General features: G+C 73.1%; 17 protein-coding genes. 8 read left to right on the top strand and 9 right to left on the bottom strand.

The features are described 5' to 3' along the window. Positions 1 to 17 precede the first annotated feature (17 nt). The 4 genes from HHX37_RS28200 (at position 18) to HHX37_RS28185 (ending at position 5,776) form a co-directional block, all read left to right on the top strand. Positions 18 to 1,055 (top strand): carbohydrate ABC transporter permease, encoded by a 1,038-nt coding sequence (locus HHX37_RS28200; protein ID WP_182887403.1) that lies wholly within the window; start codon positions 18 to 20, stop codon positions 1,053 to 1,055. Continuing rightward, on the top strand, positions 1,052 to 1,873 hold the full coding sequence (locus tag HHX37_RS28195) for a carbohydrate ABC transporter permease (protein ID WP_182887402.1): 822 nt from the start codon (positions 1,052 to 1,054) through the stop codon (positions 1,871 to 1,873). The genes HHX37_RS28200 and HHX37_RS28195 overlap by 4 nt, the downstream gene beginning before the upstream one ends. A 319-nt stretch (positions 1,874 to 2,192) precedes the next feature. Next, positions 2,193 to 5,138 carry a LamG-like jellyroll fold domain-containing protein gene (locus tag HHX37_RS37960; protein ID WP_220503220.1) on the top strand — a complete coding sequence of 982 codons (2,946 nt, stop codon included), beginning with the start codon at positions 2,193 to 2,195 and terminating at the stop codon, positions 5,136 to 5,138. 203 nt (positions 5,139 to 5,341) lie between these two features. Next, positions 5,342 to 5,776, top strand: a complete 435-nt coding sequence (locus HHX37_RS28185) for an SRPBCC family protein (protein ID WP_182887400.1) — start codon at positions 5,342 to 5,344, stop codon at positions 5,774 to 5,776. Positions 5,777 to 5,836: 60 nt separating this feature from the next. Here HHX37_RS28185 and sigJ read toward each other — a convergent pair whose 3' ends face one another. Beyond that, positions 5,837 to 6,721, bottom strand: a complete 885-nt coding sequence (gene sigJ, locus HHX37_RS28180) for an RNA polymerase sigma factor SigJ (RefSeq protein ID WP_310740569.1) — start codon at positions 6,719 to 6,721, stop codon at positions 5,837 to 5,839. 97 nt (positions 6,722 to 6,818) lie between these two features. Between sigJ and HHX37_RS28175 the strand changes: the two genes are divergently transcribed. Then, complete coding sequence (locus tag HHX37_RS28175) at positions 6,819 to 7,610, top strand: SDR family oxidoreductase (protein ID WP_182887399.1); 792 nt, start codon at positions 6,819 to 6,821, stop codon at positions 7,608 to 7,610. Between the two features lie 18 nt (positions 7,611 to 7,628). Here HHX37_RS28175 and HHX37_RS28170 read toward each other — a convergent pair whose 3' ends face one another. The 4 genes from HHX37_RS28170 to HHX37_RS28155 are packed head-to-tail and all read right to left on the bottom strand — an operon-like array spanning position 7,629 to position 10,835. Beyond that, complete coding sequence (locus tag HHX37_RS28170; RefSeq protein ID WP_182887398.1) at positions 7,629 to 9,467, bottom strand: ABC transporter ATP-binding protein; 1,839 nt, start codon at positions 9,465 to 9,467, stop codon at positions 7,629 to 7,631. Position 9,468: 1 nt separating this feature from the next. Beyond that, entirely contained in the window at positions 9,469 to 10,011 is a 543-nt protein-coding gene (locus tag HHX37_RS28165) for a peroxiredoxin family protein (protein WP_111699196.1), read from the bottom strand. A gap of 36 nt (positions 10,012 to 10,047) precedes the next feature. Further along, positions 10,048 to 10,608: a MauE/DoxX family redox-associated membrane protein gene (locus HHX37_RS28160; RefSeq protein ID WP_182887397.1), complete on the bottom strand. Its 561-nt coding sequence runs from the start codon at positions 10,606 to 10,608 to the stop codon at positions 10,048 to 10,050. Between the two features lie 17 nt (positions 10,609 to 10,625). After that, the gene (locus HHX37_RS28155) at positions 10,626 to 10,835 is read right to left on the bottom strand and encodes a hypothetical protein (protein WP_111699192.1); all 210 of its coding nucleotides are present in this window, start codon (positions 10,833 to 10,835) and stop codon (positions 10,626 to 10,628) included. Between the two features lie 257 nt (positions 10,836 to 11,092). Between HHX37_RS28155 and HHX37_RS28150 the strand changes: the two genes are divergently transcribed. Beyond that, entirely contained in the window at positions 11,093 to 11,692 is a 600-nt protein-coding gene (locus tag HHX37_RS28150; RefSeq protein WP_182887396.1) for a S26 family signal peptidase, read from the top strand. Here HHX37_RS28150 and HHX37_RS28145 read toward each other — a convergent pair. Next, the gene (locus HHX37_RS28145) at positions 11,670 to 13,736 is read right to left on the bottom strand and encodes an AfsR/SARP family transcriptional regulator (RefSeq protein ID WP_182887395.1); all 2,067 of its coding nucleotides are present in this window, start codon (positions 13,734 to 13,736) and stop codon (positions 11,670 to 11,672) included. The genes HHX37_RS28150 and HHX37_RS28145 overlap by 23 nt on opposite strands. A 312-nt stretch (positions 13,737 to 14,048) precedes the next feature. Between HHX37_RS28145 and HHX37_RS28140 the strand changes: the two genes are divergently transcribed. After that, complete coding sequence (locus tag HHX37_RS28140; RefSeq protein ID WP_182887394.1) at positions 14,049 to 16,223, top strand: ATP-binding protein; 2,175 nt, start codon at positions 14,049 to 14,051, stop codon at positions 16,221 to 16,223. An 81-nt stretch (positions 16,224 to 16,304) separates the two neighbouring features. On the opposite strand, the gene HHX37_RS28135 is transcribed toward HHX37_RS28140, so the two are convergent. Continuing rightward, the gene (locus tag HHX37_RS28135; protein WP_165900532.1) at positions 16,305 to 16,469 is read right to left on the bottom strand and encodes a hypothetical protein; all 165 of its coding nucleotides are present in this window, start codon (positions 16,467 to 16,469) and stop codon (positions 16,305 to 16,307) included. 2 nt (positions 16,470 to 16,471) lie between these two features. Beyond that, positions 16,472 to 17,662, bottom strand: coding sequence for a glycosyltransferase family 2 protein (locus HHX37_RS28130; protein ID WP_220503219.1), 1,191 nt, complete (start codon positions 17,660 to 17,662; stop codon positions 16,472 to 16,474). Positions 17,663 to 17,802: 140 nt separating this feature from the next. On the opposite strand from HHX37_RS28130, the gene HHX37_RS28125 reads away from it, so the two are divergent. Further along, positions 17,803 to 18,456, top strand: coding sequence for a class F sortase (locus HHX37_RS28125; protein WP_220503218.1), 654 nt, complete (start codon positions 17,803 to 17,805; stop codon positions 18,454 to 18,456). Here HHX37_RS28125 and HHX37_RS28120 read toward each other — a convergent pair. Continuing rightward, positions 18,453 to 19,124, bottom strand: coding sequence for a hypothetical protein (locus HHX37_RS28120; protein ID WP_182887393.1), 672 nt, complete (start codon positions 19,122 to 19,124; stop codon positions 18,453 to 18,455). The genes HHX37_RS28125 and HHX37_RS28120 overlap by 4 nt on opposite strands. Between the last annotated feature and the right edge of the window lie 50 nt (positions 19,125 to 19,174).

The following is a 19,174-nucleotide window of genomic DNA, read 5'->3' as shown; positions in this document are numbered from 1 at the left end:
GTCAGACGAAGGAAAGCATGAGACACGCGACAGAGACGCCGGCCGCGCCCACGGCGGACGACGGGCGGGAACCGGCGCCGGCCGGGGCGGCCGGGGGCGCCCTCCGCCGGATCGTACGGCGGCCGGGCAAGAGCGAGCCGGGCAAGAGCGCGCCAGGAAAGAGCGCGCCAGGAAAGAGCGCAGGGCAGTGGACGGCGTGGGCGTTCCTCGCGCCGGTGGTGATCTATCTGCTCGCGTTCTACGCCTATCCGCTGTACCGGAACGTCGACCTGAGCCTGCGCAACTACACCGTACGGTCGTTCGTGCAGGGGGACGCGCCGTTCACCGGGCTCGCGAACTACGCGAAGGCCGTGGGCGACGCCACCTTCGGACCGGCGCTGTGGCACACGGTGGTGTTCACCCTGGTGTCGCTGGCCTTCCAGTTCACCATCGGGCTCGCCCTGGCGGTGTTCTTCACCCGGCACTTCCGGCTGTCGGCCACGCTGCGCGCGCTGTTCCTGGTGCCGTGGCTGCTGCCGCTGATCGTGTCGTCCTCGACCTGGTCGTGGATGCTCAACAGCGACTCCGGTGTGGTCAACGCCGTCCTGCACGCGTTCGGGCTCGGACCGGTCAACTGGCTGACCTCACCCGACTGGTCGCTGTGGTCGGTGACCATCGCCAACATCTGGATCGGTATCCCGTTCAACCTCGTGGTGCTGTACAGCGGTCTGCAGGCGATCCCGTCCCACATCCACGAGGCGGCGGCCCTGGACGGCGCGAGCGGCTGGCAGCGGTTCTGGCGGGTGACCTTCCCGCTGCTGCGTCCGGTCTCGGCGATCACGCTGCTGCTCGGGCTGGTCTACACGCTGAAGGTGTTCGACATCATCTGGATCATGACGAAGGGCGGGCCGAGCGACGCGTCCACGACGCTGGCCACCTGGTCGTACCGGCTGGGCTTCGGCAACCTGCTGCCCTCCTTCGGCCCCGGCGCGGCGGTCGGCAACCTGCTGATCGTGATCGCGCTGGTCTCCGGCCTCGTCTACATCCGCGTACAGCGAAGGCAGGCACTGGCATGACGGCGAACCGGCGCACCTGGTGGCACACCGGCCTGGGCGTGGTGTTCACCGCGCTCATGCTGTTCCCGGTCTACTGGATGATCAACGTGTCGTTCACCCGCGACCAGGACATGCGCAAGTCGCCGCCGGACTGGTTCCCCGTGAACGGGACGCTGGAGGGCTACCGGGCCGTGCTGGAGCAGCAGGGGCCCTACCTCGCCACCAGCCTCGTGGTGGGGCTCGGCACGGTGGCGCTGACCCTGGTGATCTCCGCCCCGGCCGCCTTCTCGCTGGCCAGGCTGCGCCCGCGCGGCGGCGGCGTGCTGAGCTTCCTGCTGCTGGTCGCGCAGATGATCCCCGGAGTGATCATGGCGATGGGGTTCTACGCGATCTACCTGAGCACCGGGGTTCTGAACACCGTGCCGGGGCTGATCCTGGCCGACTCCACCCTGGCGGTGCCGTTCGCGGTGCTGATCTTCACGACGTTCATGTCCGGGATCCCAGAGGAACTGTTGCAGGCCGCCCGGGTGGACGGCGCGGGGGCGCTGCGGACGTTCTGGTCGGTCGTGCTGCCGGTAAGCCGCAACGCGGTCATCACGGTCTCGCTGTTCGCGTTCCTGTGGGCCTGGTCGGACTTCGTCTTCGCCAGCACCCTCGACCAGGGCGGCGACCACCAGCCCATCACGCTCGGCATCTACCACTACATCGGCAACAACAACCAGCAGTGGAACGCCATCATGGCCACCGCCGTGATCGCCTCGATCCCCGCCACCGTGCTCCTCGTCCTCGCGCAGCGCTACGTCGCCGCGGGAGTCACCGCCGGCGCCGTCAAGGACTGAGGAGTCCCCTCCGCCCGGCCACCTCGCAAGCCATCCTCGACGATCCCCTGCTTCCCGCGGGCCGAACGGTCCCCGGAGCCACGCGCCCTCTTGGAGGACGTGCCGCGTCACGCGTGCCGATGTTAGCGATAACATCGCCCGGCTGATACGGCCCTGCCCTTCCGAGACGACGCGTGACGCAAGTGTGAACGACTCCCTCGTTCACGAACGCAAAGGAGTAGTACGCATGTCTCGAGCGGCATCCCCCCCGGAAAGGGCATCGGCCCCGCGCCTTCGCCCGAACCGGCGCCAGGGCACGTCCCACCAGGCAGCGGTTCTGGTGGCCGCGCTCACCATCGCGGCCGCGGGGGCCGCCCTTCCCGCCTCGCCCGCGTCGGCCGACCCGGCCCCCGCGGCCACGCTCGTGGTGCAGGCCGACCAGCCCTTCCGCCCGGTCACCCATGTCGCGACGGGGTCCTTGTACGGCCTCGCCGACGACACGACGCCCTCCGACACCCTGGTCAAGGCCATCAAGCCGAACACGTTCGTCCAGATGGCCGTGGGCGGCAGGCAGCAGGCGAAGGGCGACGTGCTGGTGGTCGCCGACAAGGCGGCCAGAGCGGGCGCGAAGGTCGTGAACCGCCTGTCCGACTACTACGCGGGCTGGCCGTACCAGTTCAGCTGGAGCACGTGGCCGACGGTCGTCGAGCAGCAGGTCAAGGCCGTCCAGGCGTCCGGCGCGACGAACATGGCGGCGTGGGAGCTGTGGAACGAGTCGGACAACACCTGGCTCGCGTCCAACGGCACCTACGAGGACTTCTGGACGAAGACCTTCCGCCAGGTGCGGTCGCTCGACCCGACCACGCCGATCCAGGGCCCGAGCTTCTCCGACAACATCAACGACATGGAGAAGTTCCTCAGGAACGCGGTCGCGACCGACACGGTCCCCGACATCCTCGCCTGGCACGAACTGATCAACTCCGGCAAGATCGTGAGTGACCTCGCCAAGGTCAACGCCATCATGAAGGACCTCGGCATCAGCCCGCGCCCGATCTCCATCGAGGAGTACGCGGCGCCCTCCGAGGTGGGCATCCCGGGCTCCCTGGTGGGGTACATCGCGAAGTTCGAGCGATACGGCATCCACGACGCCGAGCTCGCGTTCTGGAACGGCTACGGCGCGCTCGGCGACCTGCTGACCGGCACCGGCGGAAGCCCGAACGGCGCCTACTGGCTCTACAAGTGGTACGCCGACATGAGCGGGGACATGGTCACCACCACCCCGCCCAACGCCACGACCGGCCTCGACGGCGCCGCCGCCGTACCCGCCGACAAGAAGCAGGTCAGCGTGGTCTTCGGCGGCGGCAGCGGCGCCACCGCCGTCAAGGTCGACGGGCTGGACAAGCTCGACCTGGGCGGAACGGTCCACGCCACGCTCGAGTACACCCCGTCGTACGGGCGCACCAACCCCGTCGCCGGCCCGATCACCATCTCCGACACCGTCTACAAGGTGACCGACGGGTCCATCACCGTGCCGGTGGCGATGAGCTCCGCCGACGCCTACCACCTGGTGATCAGCGGCGCCGGTACGGCGACCGACCTCGAGAACACGTACCGGATCACCAACCTCAACAGCGGGCTCGCGCTCGACACCCACGACGCGGGGACCTCGGCCGGGACCCTGGTGAACCAGGCCACCGCCGCGGGCGGCGCCACGCAGAGGTGGAAGCTCGTCTCCACCGGCTCCGGCCTGTACAAGGTGGTCAACGCGGCCGGCGGCCTGGTGCTCGGGGTGAAGGACGCCTCGTCCGGCAACGGCGCGTCCGCCGTCGTGGAGACCGACACCGGCGGCAACACCCAGCTCTGGCAGGTCGTCCCCGACGGGAAGGGCCACAACCAGCTCGTCAACTACGGCACGGGTCTGGTGCTCGCCGTCGACGGCATGAGCAAGGACCCGGGCGCCCAGGTCGTGCAGTGGAACGACACCACCGTCACGTCCTCCGGCGTCGGCGGCACCCGGGTGGCCGGCAAACTCGGCAAGGCCGTCGCGCTGTCCGGGACCAACCAGTACGTCAACGTGCCGCGGGGCGCGGTGAGCGGCGTCACGGGCGACTTCACGGTCTCCACGTGGGTCAACCCGGCCAAGAACTCGACCTGGTCGCGGGTGTTCGACTTCGGCACCGGCACGTCGGCCTACATGTTCCTGACGCTCAACAAGAACACCGGGCTCCGGTTCGCCATCACGACGAGCGGCGCCGGCGGAGAGCAGCAGATCAGCTCCACCACGACGCTCCCGCTCAACACCTGGTCGCTGGTGACGGTCACCGTGTCCGGCACCACCGGCACCCTCTACGTCAACGACCAGGTGGTGGGCACCAACCCCGGCGTCACCAGGCGCCCCGCCAACCTCGGCGCCACCACCCAGAACTGGATCGGCCGCTCGCAGTACGGAGGGGATCCCTACCTGGCCGCCGCGGTGGACGACTTCAACGTCTACGGCCGCGCGCTGACCGCGTCGGAGGTGGCCGCCCTCGCGGCCGGGCAGGCCGGCACGGGCGACGTGCTGCGCTACACGTTCGACGAGAACGGAGGAACGGCCGTCGCGGACTCGTCCGGCAACGGACGCAACGCGACCCTCGTCGCCAGCCCCGCGCCCGCGACGAGTGACGCCGGCGTCCCGGACCACTTCTGGACCCTCGCGCCCTACCTGACGATCAAGCACGTCTCGGTGGCGGACGGCGCCTCCGTCTCCGGCACGCCGACCTTCACCGTCGACCTCGGCGGCGAGGCGTCCGACGTGGCCCACACCACCATCGCGCTCGTCCGCGACGGCGTCGCGCTGACCGACAACACCAAGGCCCCCGGCAGCCACGACGACGGGCTCCACCCCGACCTCGTCGTCGACACCACCGGCTATCCGAACGGCACCTACCAGCTCAGGATCGACGCGGTCGGCACGAACGGGCTGACCACCGAGCAGACCGTCTCCATCGTGATCGACAACCCGCCGGCCTGGGCCGCGAGCACGATCTACCACACCGGCGACCAGGTGACCTACCAGGGCACCGTCTGGCTCAACTCGTGGTACTCCAGGAACCAGATCCCCGGCAACCCGTACGGGGCCTGGCAGCAGATCGTGTCCACGGCGGACGGCACCCCCGTGTGGACCCCGTCACGGATCTTCCTCACCGGAGACCGGGCGGAATACCAGGGCGTCGTCTACCAGGCGAAGTGGTACAGCCGCAACCAGGCGCCCGGCGACCCGAACGGCCCGTGGAAGCGGGTCTGACGAGGCCGACCGGCTGATGTCGCGGGCCGGGCGTCCTCCGGGCGCCCGGCCCTTCCGCGGCCGGCTCACCCCGGCCGGGGTGAGTCGGCCGCGGCCCGGGTGCGGCACCGCCGGCACAAGGTGTGATCATCGTGACGTGAGCCACGGTGGTCCGCCCCCGGGCCCCCGCGCGGCTCCGGTACGGAGAAGGAGCGGCAACTGCGATGCGGTTCGAGACCGGCGTCGACATCGACGCATCTCAGGAACGGGTCTGGCGGATCCTGGCGGACGTCGTCAGGTGGCCGGAGTTCCTCCCCACCATGACCCGGGTCGCGTACACCGGCGACGGCCCGCTGGGGCCCGGCGTCCGCGTACGGATCAAGCAGCCCGCGCTTCCCCCGATGGTCTGGGAGGTGACGGAGTTCACCGACGGCACGTCCTTCACGTGGCGGGCGGCGAGCGGGGGCGTCGTCACGGTCGCGGGCCACGTGCTCACGCCCCGGCCGGGCGGCGGGGTGTCGGTCCTTCTCACGATCGCCCAGTCCGGCCCGCTGGCGCCGCTGGTGGGCCTGCTCACCGGCGGGCGCACCCGCAGGTACGTCCGCACCGAGGCGGAGAGCCTCAAGCGCCGCTGCGAGGCGGGCTCCGCCGGCCGCTAAGCCGGCACCGGGACGAACGCCGCCCGGCCGGCGGCGCTCGACGGCGGCCGGTGGCGGTGCTCAGTCGCCGAGGACGGTGAGGTCGAGCCCGGCCAGGCGTTCGGGGTCGGACAGCACGTCGATGGCGGCGATCCTCCCGCCGGTGACGGTGAAGGCCATGACGGACAGCGGCCGGCCGTTCGCCACGACGACGACTCCGGCGGCCCCGTTGACCAGGGCCGGCCGCGCGTACGGCGAGAGCGAGCCGAAGACGGCCGCCTGCGCCGCCACCTCCCGCGCCCCCGTGACGACGGTGCTGTGACGGGCCCGCGCGACGCCGCCGTCGGACCGCAGCACGACGCCGGGGGCGAGCACGGCGACGAGCCCGTCGAAGTCGCCGTCACGGGCGGCGGCCAGGAACGCCTCGACGACCGCACGCTGCCGGGCGAGGTCGGGATCGGGGGCGGGCGCCTGTCCCCGTACGCGCCGCCGGGCGCGGCTCGCCAGTTGCCGCGCCGCGGCCGGGGAACGGTCGATCATCGTCGCGATGTCCTCGAAGGGGACGGCGAACATGTCGTGGAGCACGAACGCGAGCCGCTCGGCCGGAGAGAGCGTTTCGAGCACCACCAGCAGCGCGAGCCCGACCGAGTCGGCGAGCACCGCCTCGTGCTCGGGGTCGGCCCCCGACTCGGGATCGATGACCGGGTCGGGCACGCGCACCCCCAGATGCTCCTCGCGCCGGTGTTCACGGGAGCGCAGCACGTTGAGGCACACCCGCGCCACCACCGTCGTGAGCCACGCGCCGAGGTTCTCCACGCCGCCCGCGCCGGCGCGGCTGACCCGCAGCCAGGCGTCCTGTACGGCGTCGTCGGCCTCGCTCATCGAGCCGAGCATCCGGTAGGCCACCGCCCGCAGCCGGGTGCGGTGCTCCTCGAAACGCTCCGTCAGCCACTCCCGCTCGTCCACCGCGTCACATTCCTCTCCGCCCCGGTGTCCCTCATTGGTAGACCCAGAGGGCCCGGCCGATGTGACCGGGGCCCCCGGACCCGAGGAGTTGACCATCATGACCTCGCTCACCCTGGTCACCGGCGGCACCGGCACGCTCGGGCGGCTCGTCGTACCGCTGCTGCGGGACGCGGGCCACCGCGTGCGCGTGCTCAGCAGGAGCGCCCGCGATCACCGGGACGGCGTGGAGTTCGTGACCGGTGACGTGTCGACCGGCGACGGGCTCGACGCCGCGGTGAAGGGCGCCGGCACCATCGTGCACTGCGCGGGCAGCGCCAAGGGCGACGAGGTCAAGGCCTGCAACCTGGTGAGTGCGGCGTCCCGGGCGGACGGGCCGCACCTCGTGTTCGTCTCGGTCGTCGGCGCCGATCGCGTCCCCGTCGTCAGCGGCGTCGACCGGGCGATGTTCGGCTACTTCGCCGCCAAGCGGGAGGCCGAACGGATCGTCGAGGGCAGCGGACTGCCGTGGACCACCCTGCGCGCCACCCAGTTCCACGAGTTCGTCTGGACGACGCTGAGCCGGCTGAGCGCGCTGCCGCCGGTGCTGCCGACCTGGGCCGGGGTACGGTTCCAGCCGGTCGACGCGGGCGAGGTGGCGGCCCGGCTCGCCGGGCTGGCCCTCGGCGCGCCGGCCGGTCTGGTGCCCGACGTCGCCGGGCCGCACGTGTATCCGATGGAGGATCTCGCCCGCGACTACCTGAAGGCCGTCGGCAGGCGCCGGCTCGTCATGCCGATGCCCGCTCCGGGCCGGGCCGCCCGCGCGTTCCGCAACGGCGCGAACCTGCCCCTGGACGGCGCCGGCGCGGGCGGGCGGACCTGGGAGGAGTTCCTGGCCGGGCGGGCGAGGTGACGCGGCGCCCGGGTCTCGTCACGTGTCGGCCGGTGAACCGAGCGGCCGGGCGAGCTGGAAGTCGGCCGCCTGGCGGGTGAACAGGCGGGCGTACTCGCCGCCGAGCGCCATCAGCTCGTCGTGGGTGCCCTGCTCGGCCACCCGGCCCTCGGCGAGGACGACGATGTGGTCCGCGCCGCGCACGGTGTTGAGGCGGTGCGAGATGAGCAGGCTCGTACGGCCGGCGCGGAGGTCGCGCAGCCGCCGGTGGACCGCGTACTCGGCGTCGGGGTCGAGCCCGGAGCTGGGCTCGTCGAGGATGAGCAGGTCGGCGGTGTCCGCGCGGAGGAGGGCGCGGGCGAGGGCGACGCGCTGCCACTGCCCGCCGGACAGGAGCACGCCCTGGCCGGGGTCCTCGTCCGGGTCGGCGGCGAAGAACCGGGACAGGATCGTGTCGTAGCCGCGGGGCAGACCGGCGAGCCTGTCGTGGATGCCCGCCCGGCGGGCCGCCTCGTGGAGGCGTTCCGGCCGGTCGAGGGAGCCGACGTCGCCGACGGCGACGTTCTCCGCCGCGGTGAGGTCGTAGGCCATGTAGTCCTGGAACACGGCCCCGATCCGGCGGCGCAGGTCGTCGATCCGCAGGTCCCGTACGTCGGCGTCGTCCCAGCGGACGCTGCCGCGCTCGGGGTCGTACAGGCGGCACAGCAGCTTGACGACGGTGCTCTTGCCCGCGCCGTTCAGGCCGACCAGGGCCACGCTGCGGCCGTACGGGATGGTCAGGTTCAGGCCGCGTAGCACGTACGGATGGTCGGGGTCGTACCGGAACCACACGTCACGGAGCTCGATGCCGCGCCGCAGCGGCGTGACGCCGCCACCGGTGGCGGGCTCCGGCAGGTCGGGCCCGATGGTGACGACATGGGTGTAATGACCGGCGAGGACGAGCGCCTCGTTCAGGTGGGCCAGCTGGATCACCATGCCGGAGAGGGACGACTGGGTGCCCGCCAGGGCGGCGGTGAGCACGGCCAGGTCGCCGATGCCGGCCTGCCCCGCCGCTATGCGGGAGACCATGACGATCAGCGCCGCGCCCGCGATGACTGTGCTGAGGGCGGTGAGCGCTCCGTTGTAACGGACGGCCGCGAGGTCCACCCGGCGTTCGGCCCGCTGCTGGGCGGCCAGCTCGGTCAGCATGCGTCCGCGCAGGAAACCGCCGATCCCGAACAGCCGGATCTCCTTGGCGGCCTGATGGTCGAGCAGCAACGCCTGGTAGAACATCCGGCGGCGCTCGGCGGGGGCCACCTCCCAGCGCAGGTGCGCGCGGCGGCGGCTGAGCCGCAACTGCATCACCAGTTCGGGTCCGGCCGCCGCGGCCACGACGGCGGCCAGCGGCGTGCTGAGCGTGGCGAGCGCGCCGAGGAGCCCGGCGATGGTGACACCGCCGCGCAGCACGCCGAGCGCCGACTCGGTGATGAGCTGCGGCGCGGTCTGCGCGGACTGCTGGGCCATCTGGAGCCGGTCGTGGAACCCGGGGTTCTCCAGCCTGCTCAGGCCCTGCATGCGGCACACGGCGGTGAACAGTTCGTCGCTGGTGCGCCAGGCGATACGGCGCCGCTGTTCCTGCTGGACGTACCCGGACAGGTGGGGAAGCAGCGCGGTCACCGCCCCGAGTGCGGCCATCGCGGCGGCCAGCGGGGCCGTCGCCGGGCCCGTGCCGGTGGTCAGGCGGTCGATCAGGAGCTTGGTGAGCCAGGTGATGGCGACGGGAGAGGCACCGCCCAGGACCGCCATGGCGAGATGGGTGAGGGCGAGCCCGGGCCCGGCCCGCCAGACGAGCGCCAGGGTGGGTCGCAGCGGCCCGAGCCGCGCCCTCACATCGGCCATGTCAGGTCAGGGACGGCGCGGCGAGCAGCGACTCCGGCTCGTGGCCGCTGGCGGCGATGGTCGCGTCCGGCCCGACCAGGAAGAACGACGGGAACCCCGCGACCGCGAACGCGTCCGTGAGCGCGCCGCCTTCGTTCTCCACGACGACGGTGACGGCGTCGCCGAGCGCGTCGAGCAGGCCCGCGGGCTCCTCCTCCCCCGCGACGACCACCGCCAGGTTGCGTACGCCGTCCGCCGCGGCGTCGCGGGCGGTGGCGGCGAAGCCGGGCGCGTTGGGCAGGCAGTGCCGGCAGTCGGTGCTGAAGAAGCCGACGAGGGTGCGCCCGCCCGCGAGGTCGTCGGTGGTGACCTTCGTGTCCGCGACCGTGAGCGCGGAGAAGGCCGGGACCTCGGCGCCCACCGGGAGCCCGAAGCCGTCCCGCGCCCTCCCGGCGGGGAGCTCCTTGGTGATCTTCCGGAGTTTCCTGATGACGGCGGCGGTCAGGAGGAGGTTGACCAGGACGAGCCCGCCGAGCACGATGACGGCGGCGACCAGGACGGCCATGGGCGTTCCCTTCGACAGCGGAGAGGGCTTCGGTGGTCAGCGGAGGAGGTCGAGCAGGTCGTCGAGGAGCACGACGGCGCCGACGGCGACCGAGGCCCCGAGCAGGCACAGCGCGGCGGCGGCCGGCGAGACGGCCGCGCCGGTCCCCGCGGACGCGCCCGCCCCGGCTGAGGTCATGACCACCCCGGCGGCCGCGCACGCGACGAGCACGCCGTTGCGCGCCACGTCACGGAGACCGATCGGCTCGTCCGACCCGCCGAAGCATCGGCAGGGCCCGGTCGCGCCCCGCCGCAGGGCGCTCGCCAGGATGACGGCGAAGCCGAGGAGCAGGGCCCCCGCGAGGACGAGGCCGGCGGTGGCGTCTCCGTCGAGGCCGGGCGCCGCCAGCAGGACGACGGTTCCGGCCTCGGCGGCGACGACGACCACGGCGGCCGGCGCGACGAGGGGCGTGGGAAGGCCGCCGAGTCGCCGTACCGCCGTGGTGAACTCGCCGAAAGCCCGCCGCGTGCGCAGCTTCGTGAGGACGGAGACCAGGAAGACCCCCGCCAGCACGAGCCGGACGGTCAGCACGGCGTAGACCATGACGGCGTGGATCACGAACCTGTCAGCCGGCCTCAGCAGTACCCGATGTTCTGCCAGGCGCCGCTGCAGCTGCTGCGGAAGTACGTGATGCACAGGAAGCCGGTGGGGTTGGGGTAGCAGTCCTTGTAGCGGTTGCAGCCGCCCGTCGGCCAGTACTCGACACACCGGTCCGCCTTGGCCTCGGCGGCGGGAAGGAGCCGCTCGAGCATCCGGTCTCCCAGACGGTTCAGCGTCCGCATCATGTGTGTTGCTCCCTTCGGAGGGGGTTCGCGGGCGTGGTAGGCCGCCCGCCCTGTGAGGATGCGCGGTGCGACCTGCGCCGCGGTCGCGGCCGGCCGGGGCCGAGGCGCAGGTGCCGCGCAGGCGCGGCGCAACCGGCGCGCAACCGGATCCGGGCAGAGTCGGCGCCGTGCCGGATCCGCGGGCGTGCGGGGCCGGCCGTACGGGATCCGGCCCGGCCGGGGGGCCGGGACCGGCTGACGGGGTCCGGAGGGTGGCCATGCGACATCTCGTTACTCCGCTGCCGGCCTCGGCAGCGGTCGCCGGGCCGCTGGTCGCCGGGCTGCTGGTCGCCGGGGTCGTGGCCGGCTTGTTCGCCCGGCGTCGCTTCGTCGTCGTCCGGGTGTCCGGGACGAGCATGGTCCCGGCCTACCGGCCGGGAGACCGGGTGCTCGTACGGCGCGGCGGGCGCACGGCCCTGCGGCGCGGCCAGGTCGTGGTCTTCCGGCACGGCTCCCGCGACGGCACAGGCCCAGGCACGCCCGAAGGCACGATCCCGGGCACGCCCGGTGGGTCGGACCCAGGCACGCCCGGCGGCACGAACGCCGGCCCGCACGGCGGGCGCTCGCCGTACGGCGGGGCGACGGAGGTGGCGCGGCTGGGCGGGACGTCGTGGCTGATCAAGCGGATCGCTGCGGTGCCGGGTGACAGGGTGCCCGACCAGGTGATGGCGGGGGTGCGTGCCGCGCCCGGAGACCTCGTCCCGGCCGGACGACTGGTGGTCCTCGGCGACGGCCCCGCCAGCATGGACTCCCGGCGCTGGGGTTACCTGCGGACCGACGAGGTGCTCGGTGTGGTCATCCGCAGCCTGTCCCGCTGATCGGGCCGCCCGGGACGGCGGAGGCCACGTGTTCCGGCAGGCCGCGTTCCGCCGCCTCGGCCACGGCGAGCAACGCGCCGAGGACACGGGCGATCACCTCCTCCCGTTCGCCGCCGGTCTCCTCAAGTTCGGCGCGTTCCCGGGCGTAGGCCCGCACGAAGTCGTGGAAGCGGTAGCGGAACCGGCCGCCGGCGTCGTCGGCCGCGCAGCTCAGCAACTGGGCGTCGACGAGCAGGTCGGCGTACGCCTCGGCCTCGCGCACCGGGACGTCGAGGGCCGCCGCGAGCACCCACGCGGCGAACTCGGGGACGTCGAGCAGGCCGAGCATCCGCAGCGCCCGCCTGGCGGGCGCGGCGAGCACGCGGTAGTCGGCGTCGAGTCTCGCGCGCACCGACAGGTCGCCCGCGACGAGTTCGTCCAGGCGCCGCCGCTCATCCCGCAGGCGGTCGGCCAGGTGTTCGGGAGTCCAGTGCTCGCGCTGCGCGAGCCGTTCCCCGGCGATCCGCACCGCCAGGGGCAGGTGACCGCAGAGGCGGACGATCTCGGCCACGACCCCGGGCCGGGCCGCGACCCGCTCCGGTCCGGCGATCCGCCCGAGCAGCGCCGCCGCGGACGCCGGGCCGAGCGCGTCGACGCGTACGGCGCGGGCGCTCAGCCCGGCCGGCCTGCGCCTGCTGGTCACCAGCACGGCGCAGCCCGGGCCGCCCGGCAGGAGCGGCCTGACCTGCTCCTCGCTCGCGGCGTCGTCCAGCACCACCAGTACGCGGCGGTCGGCCAGGACGGCGCGGAACAGCCGCCCGCGCTCCTCCACCCCGTCCGGCAACGCCCGCGCGGCCACGCCGAGGGCGGTCAGGAGACGCGCCAGCGCATCGGCCGGGTCGGCCGGCCGCGGACGGGTCCCGTGCAGGTCGACGTAGAGCCGGCCGTGGGCGAACACCTCCCCCAGGCTGTGGGCGACGTGGACGGCCAGCGTCGTCTTGCCGGCGCCCGCCCTGCCGTACAGCGCCACGACCGGTGTCACGGGCGGGTCCTGCGCACCGGTGAGACACACCCGCAGCGAATCGGCCAGCTCGTGACGTCCGGTGAAGTCCCCGATGTCCGGGGGCAGCTGGCACGGCGCGGCCACCACGGGCCCGGCGTCCTCCGCACCGGCCTGGTCCGCCGTGTCTGTGCGGAGGGCGTACGGGAACCCCGCGCTCTCCCCGTACGGCTCCTCCTCGGGCCCGAGGAGCAGTGCGGCGACCGAGCCGGGCGCACCGTCGTGATCACCGCAGTGATGACTACGGTGATCGCGGCCGTCATCGCCGGTGTCGCCCCGCAGGACCGCCTCGTGCACCCGCCGCAGCGTGTGGCCGGGTTCCACGCCGAGTTCCTCCCCGAGCATGGTGCGCACCCGCTGGTAGACCCGTAACGCCTCGGCCTGCCGCCCGGCGTGGCAGAGGGCCAGCATGAGGCAGGCGTGCAGCCGTTCCCGGTACGGATGCAGCGCGGCCATCTCGGTCAGGCCGGTGACCAGTTCCGCGTGGCGGCCGCACGCCAGGTCGGCCACGGCCAGTTCCTCGCAGGTCAGCAGCCGCTCCTCCTCCAGCCGCCGCGCCTCGTCCGCCACGAGCGCCCCGTCTCCGGCGTCGGCGAAGGCGGGGCCCCGCCACAGGCCGAGCGCCCGCCGGAACAACGCGCCTGCCTTCGCCGGGTCCCCGTTCCTCCTGGCGGCCCGTCCGGCCGCCGTCAGCTCCCGGAACCGCAGCGCGTCGAGTTCGGACTCCGAGACGGCGGCGGCGTAACCACCGGGGCCGTGGACGACGCGGTCGCGATCGCCCATCGCCTGCCGGAGCCGCAGCACATAGATCTGCAGCGTCTTGTGCGCGCTGCGCGGCGGATCATCGTCCCAGAGCGCCTCGACCAGCGCCGGCACCGCCACCGGCCTGCCCGGCGTGCACAGCAGGGTCGCGAGCAGGCGGCGCAGCATGGCCGCGCCCAGCCGCACGGGAACTCCGTCACGGCTCACCCGCAGCGGCCCGAGAACGTCGAACTCGAACACCATCACCCCCGTGATTTCGGCCGTCGCGATGGGCGAGGCCCCCGGCGTGCTCCTCCCGTCCCTCCCGCCCTCCCCGGCGCCTCCGGAGCCCCCGGCGGCTCCAGACCCCGGTGGCTGTCAGCGCTGCCCCCGTCGCGAGCGCCGACCCGGTGCGTCTCCGCGCCCTGTCAGGACCGGTGAGGCCCCTCCAGCCAACCAGCGGCGGCGGTACGGGGGGCAGGCGCTCGACCGGCGGTTGACCGGCGGTTAGGCTGCCGTCCGCGCGAACGTGATCGAATACCGTGGGCCGACGGAAGGGAATCGATGTTCGGCGACATGCTGCGTGACCTGCGGATCCGGGCCATGCTCACGCAGGAGGAGCTGGCCGCGCTGTCCGGCGTCAGCGAGCGGCAGATCCGGGAGATCGAGTCGGGCCGGGTGCCGGTGCCCCGCGCCGGCACCGTCCGGATGCTCGCCGGCGCGCTGAACCTGTCCCCGGACGACCGGGCCGCCTTCCAGCACGCCGCACAGGGGGACGCCGGGCGGCCTCCGGCGCCGGAACAGCTGCCCGCCGACGTCGACGGCTTCACCGGCCGGGCCGAGGCGCTGCGCGCGCTGGACGCGGCCGCGTCCGCGGTGGTCGCCGTCTCCGGTCCCGCCGGGGTGGGCAAGACCTCCCTCGCCGTGCACTGGTCCCATCTGGCCGCGCCGCGCTTCCCGGACGGCCGGCTGTACGTGGACCTCCGCGGCTTCTCCCGCCACGACGCCATGGAGCCGGCGGAGGTGGTCCGCGGGTTCCTCGACGCGCTCGGGGTGCCGCTCGACCGCGTTCCGCCCGGCCTCACGGCACAGGTGGCGCTCTACCGCAGCCACACGGCCGGGCGCGCCCTGCTCGTCGTGCTCGACAACGCCCGCGACGCCGAGCAGGTCCTGCCCCTGCTGCCGGCCGGACCCGCCGCCCGTACGATCGTCACCAGCCGCCGGCGGCTCACCGCCCTGGTGGCGGGGACCGGCGCCACGGCGCTGACGCTCGACGTCCCGGACCTGCCGGAGGCGGTCGAACTGCTCGGCCGCCGCCTCGGCCCGGGCACGACACGGACCCGGCGTGGCGACGCGGTGGCCGCGATCGCGGCCGCGTGCGGACGGCTCCCGCTGGCGCTGGCCCTGGTCGGCGCGCGGGCGCAGCTGACCGGGTTCCCGCCCGATGCGATCGCCACGGAGCTGCGCAATCCCCATGGACGGATCGCGGCGCTGGAGATCGACGTCGTCTTCTCCTGGTCCTACGACGCGCTCAGCCGGGACGCCGCACGGCTGTTCCGGCTGCTCGGGCTCGTCGCGGGCGCCGACATCGCGCTCGCGTCCGCCGCCGCGCTGGCCGGCCGGGCGCTGCCCGAGGTCCGGCGCACGCTGGCCGAGCTGACCGACGCCAGCATGGTCGTGGAGCACGCGCCCGGCCGCTACCGGATGCACGACCTGCTGCACGCGTACGCCGCCGAACGCGTCCGGGCCGAGGAGTCCGAGGCCGCGCGGCAGGAGGCGCTGACCCGGCTGCTCGACCATTACACGCACACCGCGTACCACGCCGAACTCGTGCTGAACCCGGTGCGCGCGCCCATTCCGATGGCCCTCGGCGCGCCCGTGGACGGCGCCGAGCCGAAGCCGGTGCTCGACCTCGCGGCCGCCGTGCGGTGGTTGAAGGCCGAGTACGCCGTGCTGCTGACCACGCTGCGGCAGGCCGAGGAGGAGGGGATGCACCGGCACGCCTGGCAGCTGAGCTGGGCGCTGGACACGTTCCTGAACGACGAGCGGCGCTGGCACGACGAGGGGGCGGCGTGGGCGGTGGCGCTGCGCGCGGCCACCGCCATGACCGACCGGCCGGCGGCGGCGCACGCGCACCGCTTCCTGAGCGCCGTGCACGGCAGGCTCGACCGGTTCGAGGAGGCGCACGCCCACATGCGGGAGGCGCTCCGGCTGAGCCTCGCCGCCGGAGACCGGGCGGGCGAGGCCGAGAACCGCTTCGTGCTGTCCTACGTCTACTGGCTGCAGGGCGACGGCGAGCACGCGCTCGACCAGGCCGGGCGGTCGTTGTCGCTCTTCACCGAGATCGACGACCCCTACTGGGCAGGCAAGGCCGCCCTCGCCGTGGGCTGGTACCTGTCGGAGCTCGGCTCCCTCCAGGAGGCCCTGCCCTACCACCTGCAGGCGCTGGAGCTGCAGCGACGGGCCGGTGACCGGCCGAACGAGCTGGTCACCCTCGACACGCTGGGCCTGCTCCACCAGCGGCTCGGCGACCCGATGAGCGCGATCCCGCACTTCCGGCGCGGCCTGCTGCTGGCCGGCCCGACGGACCACCAGGCCCTGCGGGCCCAGCTGCTCGGACACCTCGGTGACGCGAGCGAGGCCGTCGGCGACCCGGAGACGGCCCGCGAGCACTGGCGGGAGGCGTACGAGATCTTCCGTGGTCTCGGCCACCCCCACGCCGCCGACCTGCGCCGCAAGCTCCAGGCGTAGGCACTCGCGCCCCGCTCCCGGCCGCCGCGTCGTCCTTCCGTCGTCCCACCCCACGCGAGGGCCGGGAGCGCCTGACCGGGGTCAGGCCTCGCGCTTGGGGATGATCCGCTTGACCGCCACCGCGGCCGACACCAGCGTGAACAGGCCCAGGGCGATCCAGAGCGCGTTCCAGCCCATGAACGGGGCGGTCAGCGCCGCACCGCCGAAGCCCGCCGCCACGCCCCCGATGGGTGGGTTGTTGTACATGTTCACCATTTCCTTTCCCGACGCCACGCGGCGTCCCAGAAGGCTTTCGCCTGTGCGATCTGCAGAAACACATCGAAGATCATCTCGACGAACAGCAGGCCGGCGACGGCCATCTGCCCGCCGCCCCTGCTCCGGACGGTGACGATCCGCTCGATCATGAAGACGCCCGTCACCGCCACCCAGAGCGGATGGAAGTCGAGCGTGCCCGTGACGGCGATCGACCAGGCCGTGGCGCCGAGGTACGCGAAGATCACGACGATCCCGACCAGCGACAGGAGCTGGCGGCCCCAGTAGGGCAACGTGACCCGCGTCCAGCCGTAGTCGGTGAGGTTCTCCAGCGCGCCCCGCTTCCATCGAAGGCGCTGTTTGAACAGGTCCTTCCAGGTCTCCATGACCTCGGTGGTGAGCGTGCACTCGGCGGGGCACAGGATGCGGAACCGCAGGTGCAGCAGCGCCAGGGTGAGCTCGTTGTCCTCGGTGAGGACGCGCACGTCGTACACCTGGTCGCGACCGGGGAGGCGTCCGGCGCGGCGGGCCCTGACGACCTCCTTGAGGGCGAGCGCACGGAAGAGCGTCGCCGTCCCGGTGAGCACCAGCGCCTTTCCGTGCAGCCTCCGCACGTCCCGGGCGTAGCGCGCGTACTCGTTGCGCTGGAACATGCCCACCAGCCCGCCGCCCGGCTTGCCGGTGAAGGTGCCGCCCACCGCGGCCAGCCTGCCGGTGGCCAGCCGGAGCACGGCGTGGTGGACGAAACCGGGATCGAGCGCCGAGTCCGCGTCCATGACCAGCACGGCGTCCCGCGACCCCATCAGAGGAAGCAGCACTTCGAGCACCTGGTTGAGCGCGCCCGCCTTCTTGTGGCGGTTGCCGACCGTCCTGATGACTTCGGCGCCGTGCGCCCGCGCGATGTCCGCGGTCCGGTCCGTGCAGTTGTCCGCGATCACGATGATCCGGTTGGGCCTGCGCCGCTGGGCGTGCAGCGAGGTGATCGTCTCCGCGATCTGGTCCTCTTCGTCGTGGGCCGGCACCAGCACGGTGACGCGCATGCGCGCGTGGTCGACCTCCGGGAGGTCCCGCCTGCCGTCCGCGCCCTTGGCGGCCCGGTGGCGGCCCGGGCCGGCCCGCTCGCGATCGAAGATCGCGGGGACGTGATCCGGCTGCGGCGGCCTGCGCAGAGTTTCTGACTGAACCACTAAAAAACCGTCCAGATCTTTGCAAGTCGCCACATAACCGTTTACTACTCCCATGAGCGTACACGAGTGACTCAAGGGACTGGATTACGCAAAAGAGACATATGATGTGCCGGTAGCTTTCGATCAGAAGCGGTGATCAATTGGGCAGGCCCGCCGCCGCCCTCGCCGGCCTGACCGCGGCCCTCGCCGCCGTCACCGCCGTCGTGGTCGTCACCGGCCGCACCGGCGGCCGCCCGGCGGCTCCGCCCGCCCCTCCCGCCGCCGTCTCCACCCCGCCGGCGCACCCGAAGGCCACGGCACGCGCGCTCCCCGCGTCACCGCCGGTGCTGCTGGAGATCCCTGAGATCGGGGTGCGCACCACGCTGATGACGCTGGGCAAGAACCCGGACGGCACGCTGGAGGTCCCGCCTCTCTCCAGGGTCGGCGAGGCGGGCTGGTACCGCCTCGGCCCGTCGCCGGGCGCGCGTGGCCCCGCCGTCATCGCCGGTCACGTCGACTCGGCGAAGGGGCCCGGGGTCTTCTTCCGCCTGGGGGAGCTGCGCCCGGGCGACACGGTGAAGATCTCCAGGAAGGACGGCAGCCGGGTGACCTTCGAGGTGGACTCCCTGGAGAGGGTGCCGAAGGACCGCTTCCCCACCCGCAAGGTCTACGGGATGGTGAGGTTCCCCGGCCTGCGCCTCATCACCTGCGGCGGAACCTTCGACTCCGCCACCGGGCACTACCGCGACAACGTCATCGTCTACGCCCACCTCGTCACGGCCGCCGGCTCCTCCGTCAGCTCCTCCGCCGCCTAGTCCAGCCAGATCACGTTGCCGGTGAGGCCGGTGAGCACGGCGGCGACACCGGCCCGGACGGCACGCCCCGCGCGCTCGGGAGTGAAGCTGGCCGAGTCGTACGTCGAGGACATGCCGAGTCCCTCGCCGCGGAACGACGCACCGGCCCAGTCGGCGGCGGTGACGTTCGCCGTGGGCTCGGCCAGCTCGGCGCCGACCACCAGGAACTGCTGGTCGAGGTGGTTGGGCGTGACGAGGGCCAGGGGATCGACGAGGTCGTCGCCGGCGCTGACGACGAGGTCGGGCTTCAGCTCGATCGCCCTGCTGATGCTCGGGACGAAGTCGGCCGGTTTCGTGGCCGTGATGGTCCTCAGGCTGACCCGCTCCTCCTCGGCCCACTCCGTCACGGCGTTCACCAGCGTCCGGGTCCGGCGGTCCGCTCCCGCGGTGAGCAGCACCACGCGGTAGCCGTCCGACGGCCGGACCCCGTTCCACGAGCCGGGCCGGGGCGTGATCGTCGCCTCCGGCGCGGGCGAGGAGGCGGGAAGGAACCCCGGGCCCGGGGTGCCGACGGCGGTGGCCTTCGCGTGCGGCCGGGACCAGTCGTCACCGGAGCCGCATCCACCGGCCAGCAGGGCGGTCGCGACCGCCGCGGCCAGTGTGCCGGCAGGCAGAAGCCGAGAGCGCATGGGGATCGTCCTCCGGAGGCGCGGGAAGTGCGCCTACTTCCTATCTCATC

The organism is Microbispora sp. H10885, assembly GCF_014161415.1.
In the GTDB taxonomy this organism is placed as follows: domain Bacteria; phylum Actinomycetota; class Actinomycetes; order Streptosporangiales; family Streptosporangiaceae; genus Microbispora; species Microbispora triticiradicis.
The sequence above is the reverse complement of the archived record's forward strand: the minus strand, read 5'-3'. Positions and strand labels throughout refer to the sequence as shown.

What these genes read in the sequence shown, in the direction of transcription:
- HHX37_RS28200 (WP_182887403.1), top strand. Translation starts at nt 18, where the DNA reads ATGAGACACGCGACAGAGACGCCGGCCGCGCCCACGGCGGACGACGGG.
- HHX37_RS28195 (WP_182887402.1), top strand. Translation starts at nt 1,052, where the DNA reads ATGACGGCGAACCGGCGCACCTGGTGGCACACCGGCCTGGGCGTGGTG.
- HHX37_RS28185 (WP_182887400.1), top strand. Translation starts at nt 5,342, where the DNA reads ATGCGGTTCGAGACCGGCGTCGACATCGACGCATCTCAGGAACGGGTC.
- HHX37_RS28175 (WP_182887399.1), top strand. Translation starts at nt 6,819, where the DNA reads ATGACCTCGCTCACCCTGGTCACCGGCGGCACCGGCACGCTCGGGCGG.
- HHX37_RS28170 (WP_182887398.1), bottom strand. Translation starts at nt 9,467, where the DNA reads ATGGCCGATGTGAGGGCGCGGCTCGGGCCGCTGCGACCCACCCTGGCG.
- HHX37_RS28165 (WP_111699196.1), bottom strand. Translation starts at nt 10,011, where the DNA reads ATGGCCGTCCTGGTCGCCGCCGTCATCGTGCTCGGCGGGCTCGTCCTG.
- HHX37_RS28155 (WP_111699192.1), bottom strand. Translation starts at nt 10,835, where the DNA reads ATGATGCGGACGCTGAACCGTCTGGGAGACCGGATGCTCGAGCGGCTC.
- HHX37_RS28150 (WP_182887396.1), top strand. Translation starts at nt 11,093, where the DNA reads ATGCGACATCTCGTTACTCCGCTGCCGGCCTCGGCAGCGGTCGCCGGG.
- HHX37_RS28145 (WP_182887395.1), bottom strand. Translation starts at nt 13,736, where the DNA reads ATGGTGTTCGAGTTCGACGTTCTCGGGCCGCTGCGGGTGAGCCGTGAC.
- HHX37_RS28140 (WP_182887394.1), top strand. Translation starts at nt 14,049, where the DNA reads ATGCTGCGTGACCTGCGGATCCGGGCCATGCTCACGCAGGAGGAGCTG.
- HHX37_RS28135 (WP_165900532.1), bottom strand. Translation starts at nt 16,469, where the DNA reads ATGTACAACAACCCACCCATCGGGGGCGTGGCGGCGGGCTTCGGCGGT.
- HHX37_RS28120 (WP_182887393.1), bottom strand. Translation starts at nt 19,124, where the DNA reads ATGCGCTCTCGGCTTCTGCCTGCCGGCACACTGGCCGCGGCGGTCGCG.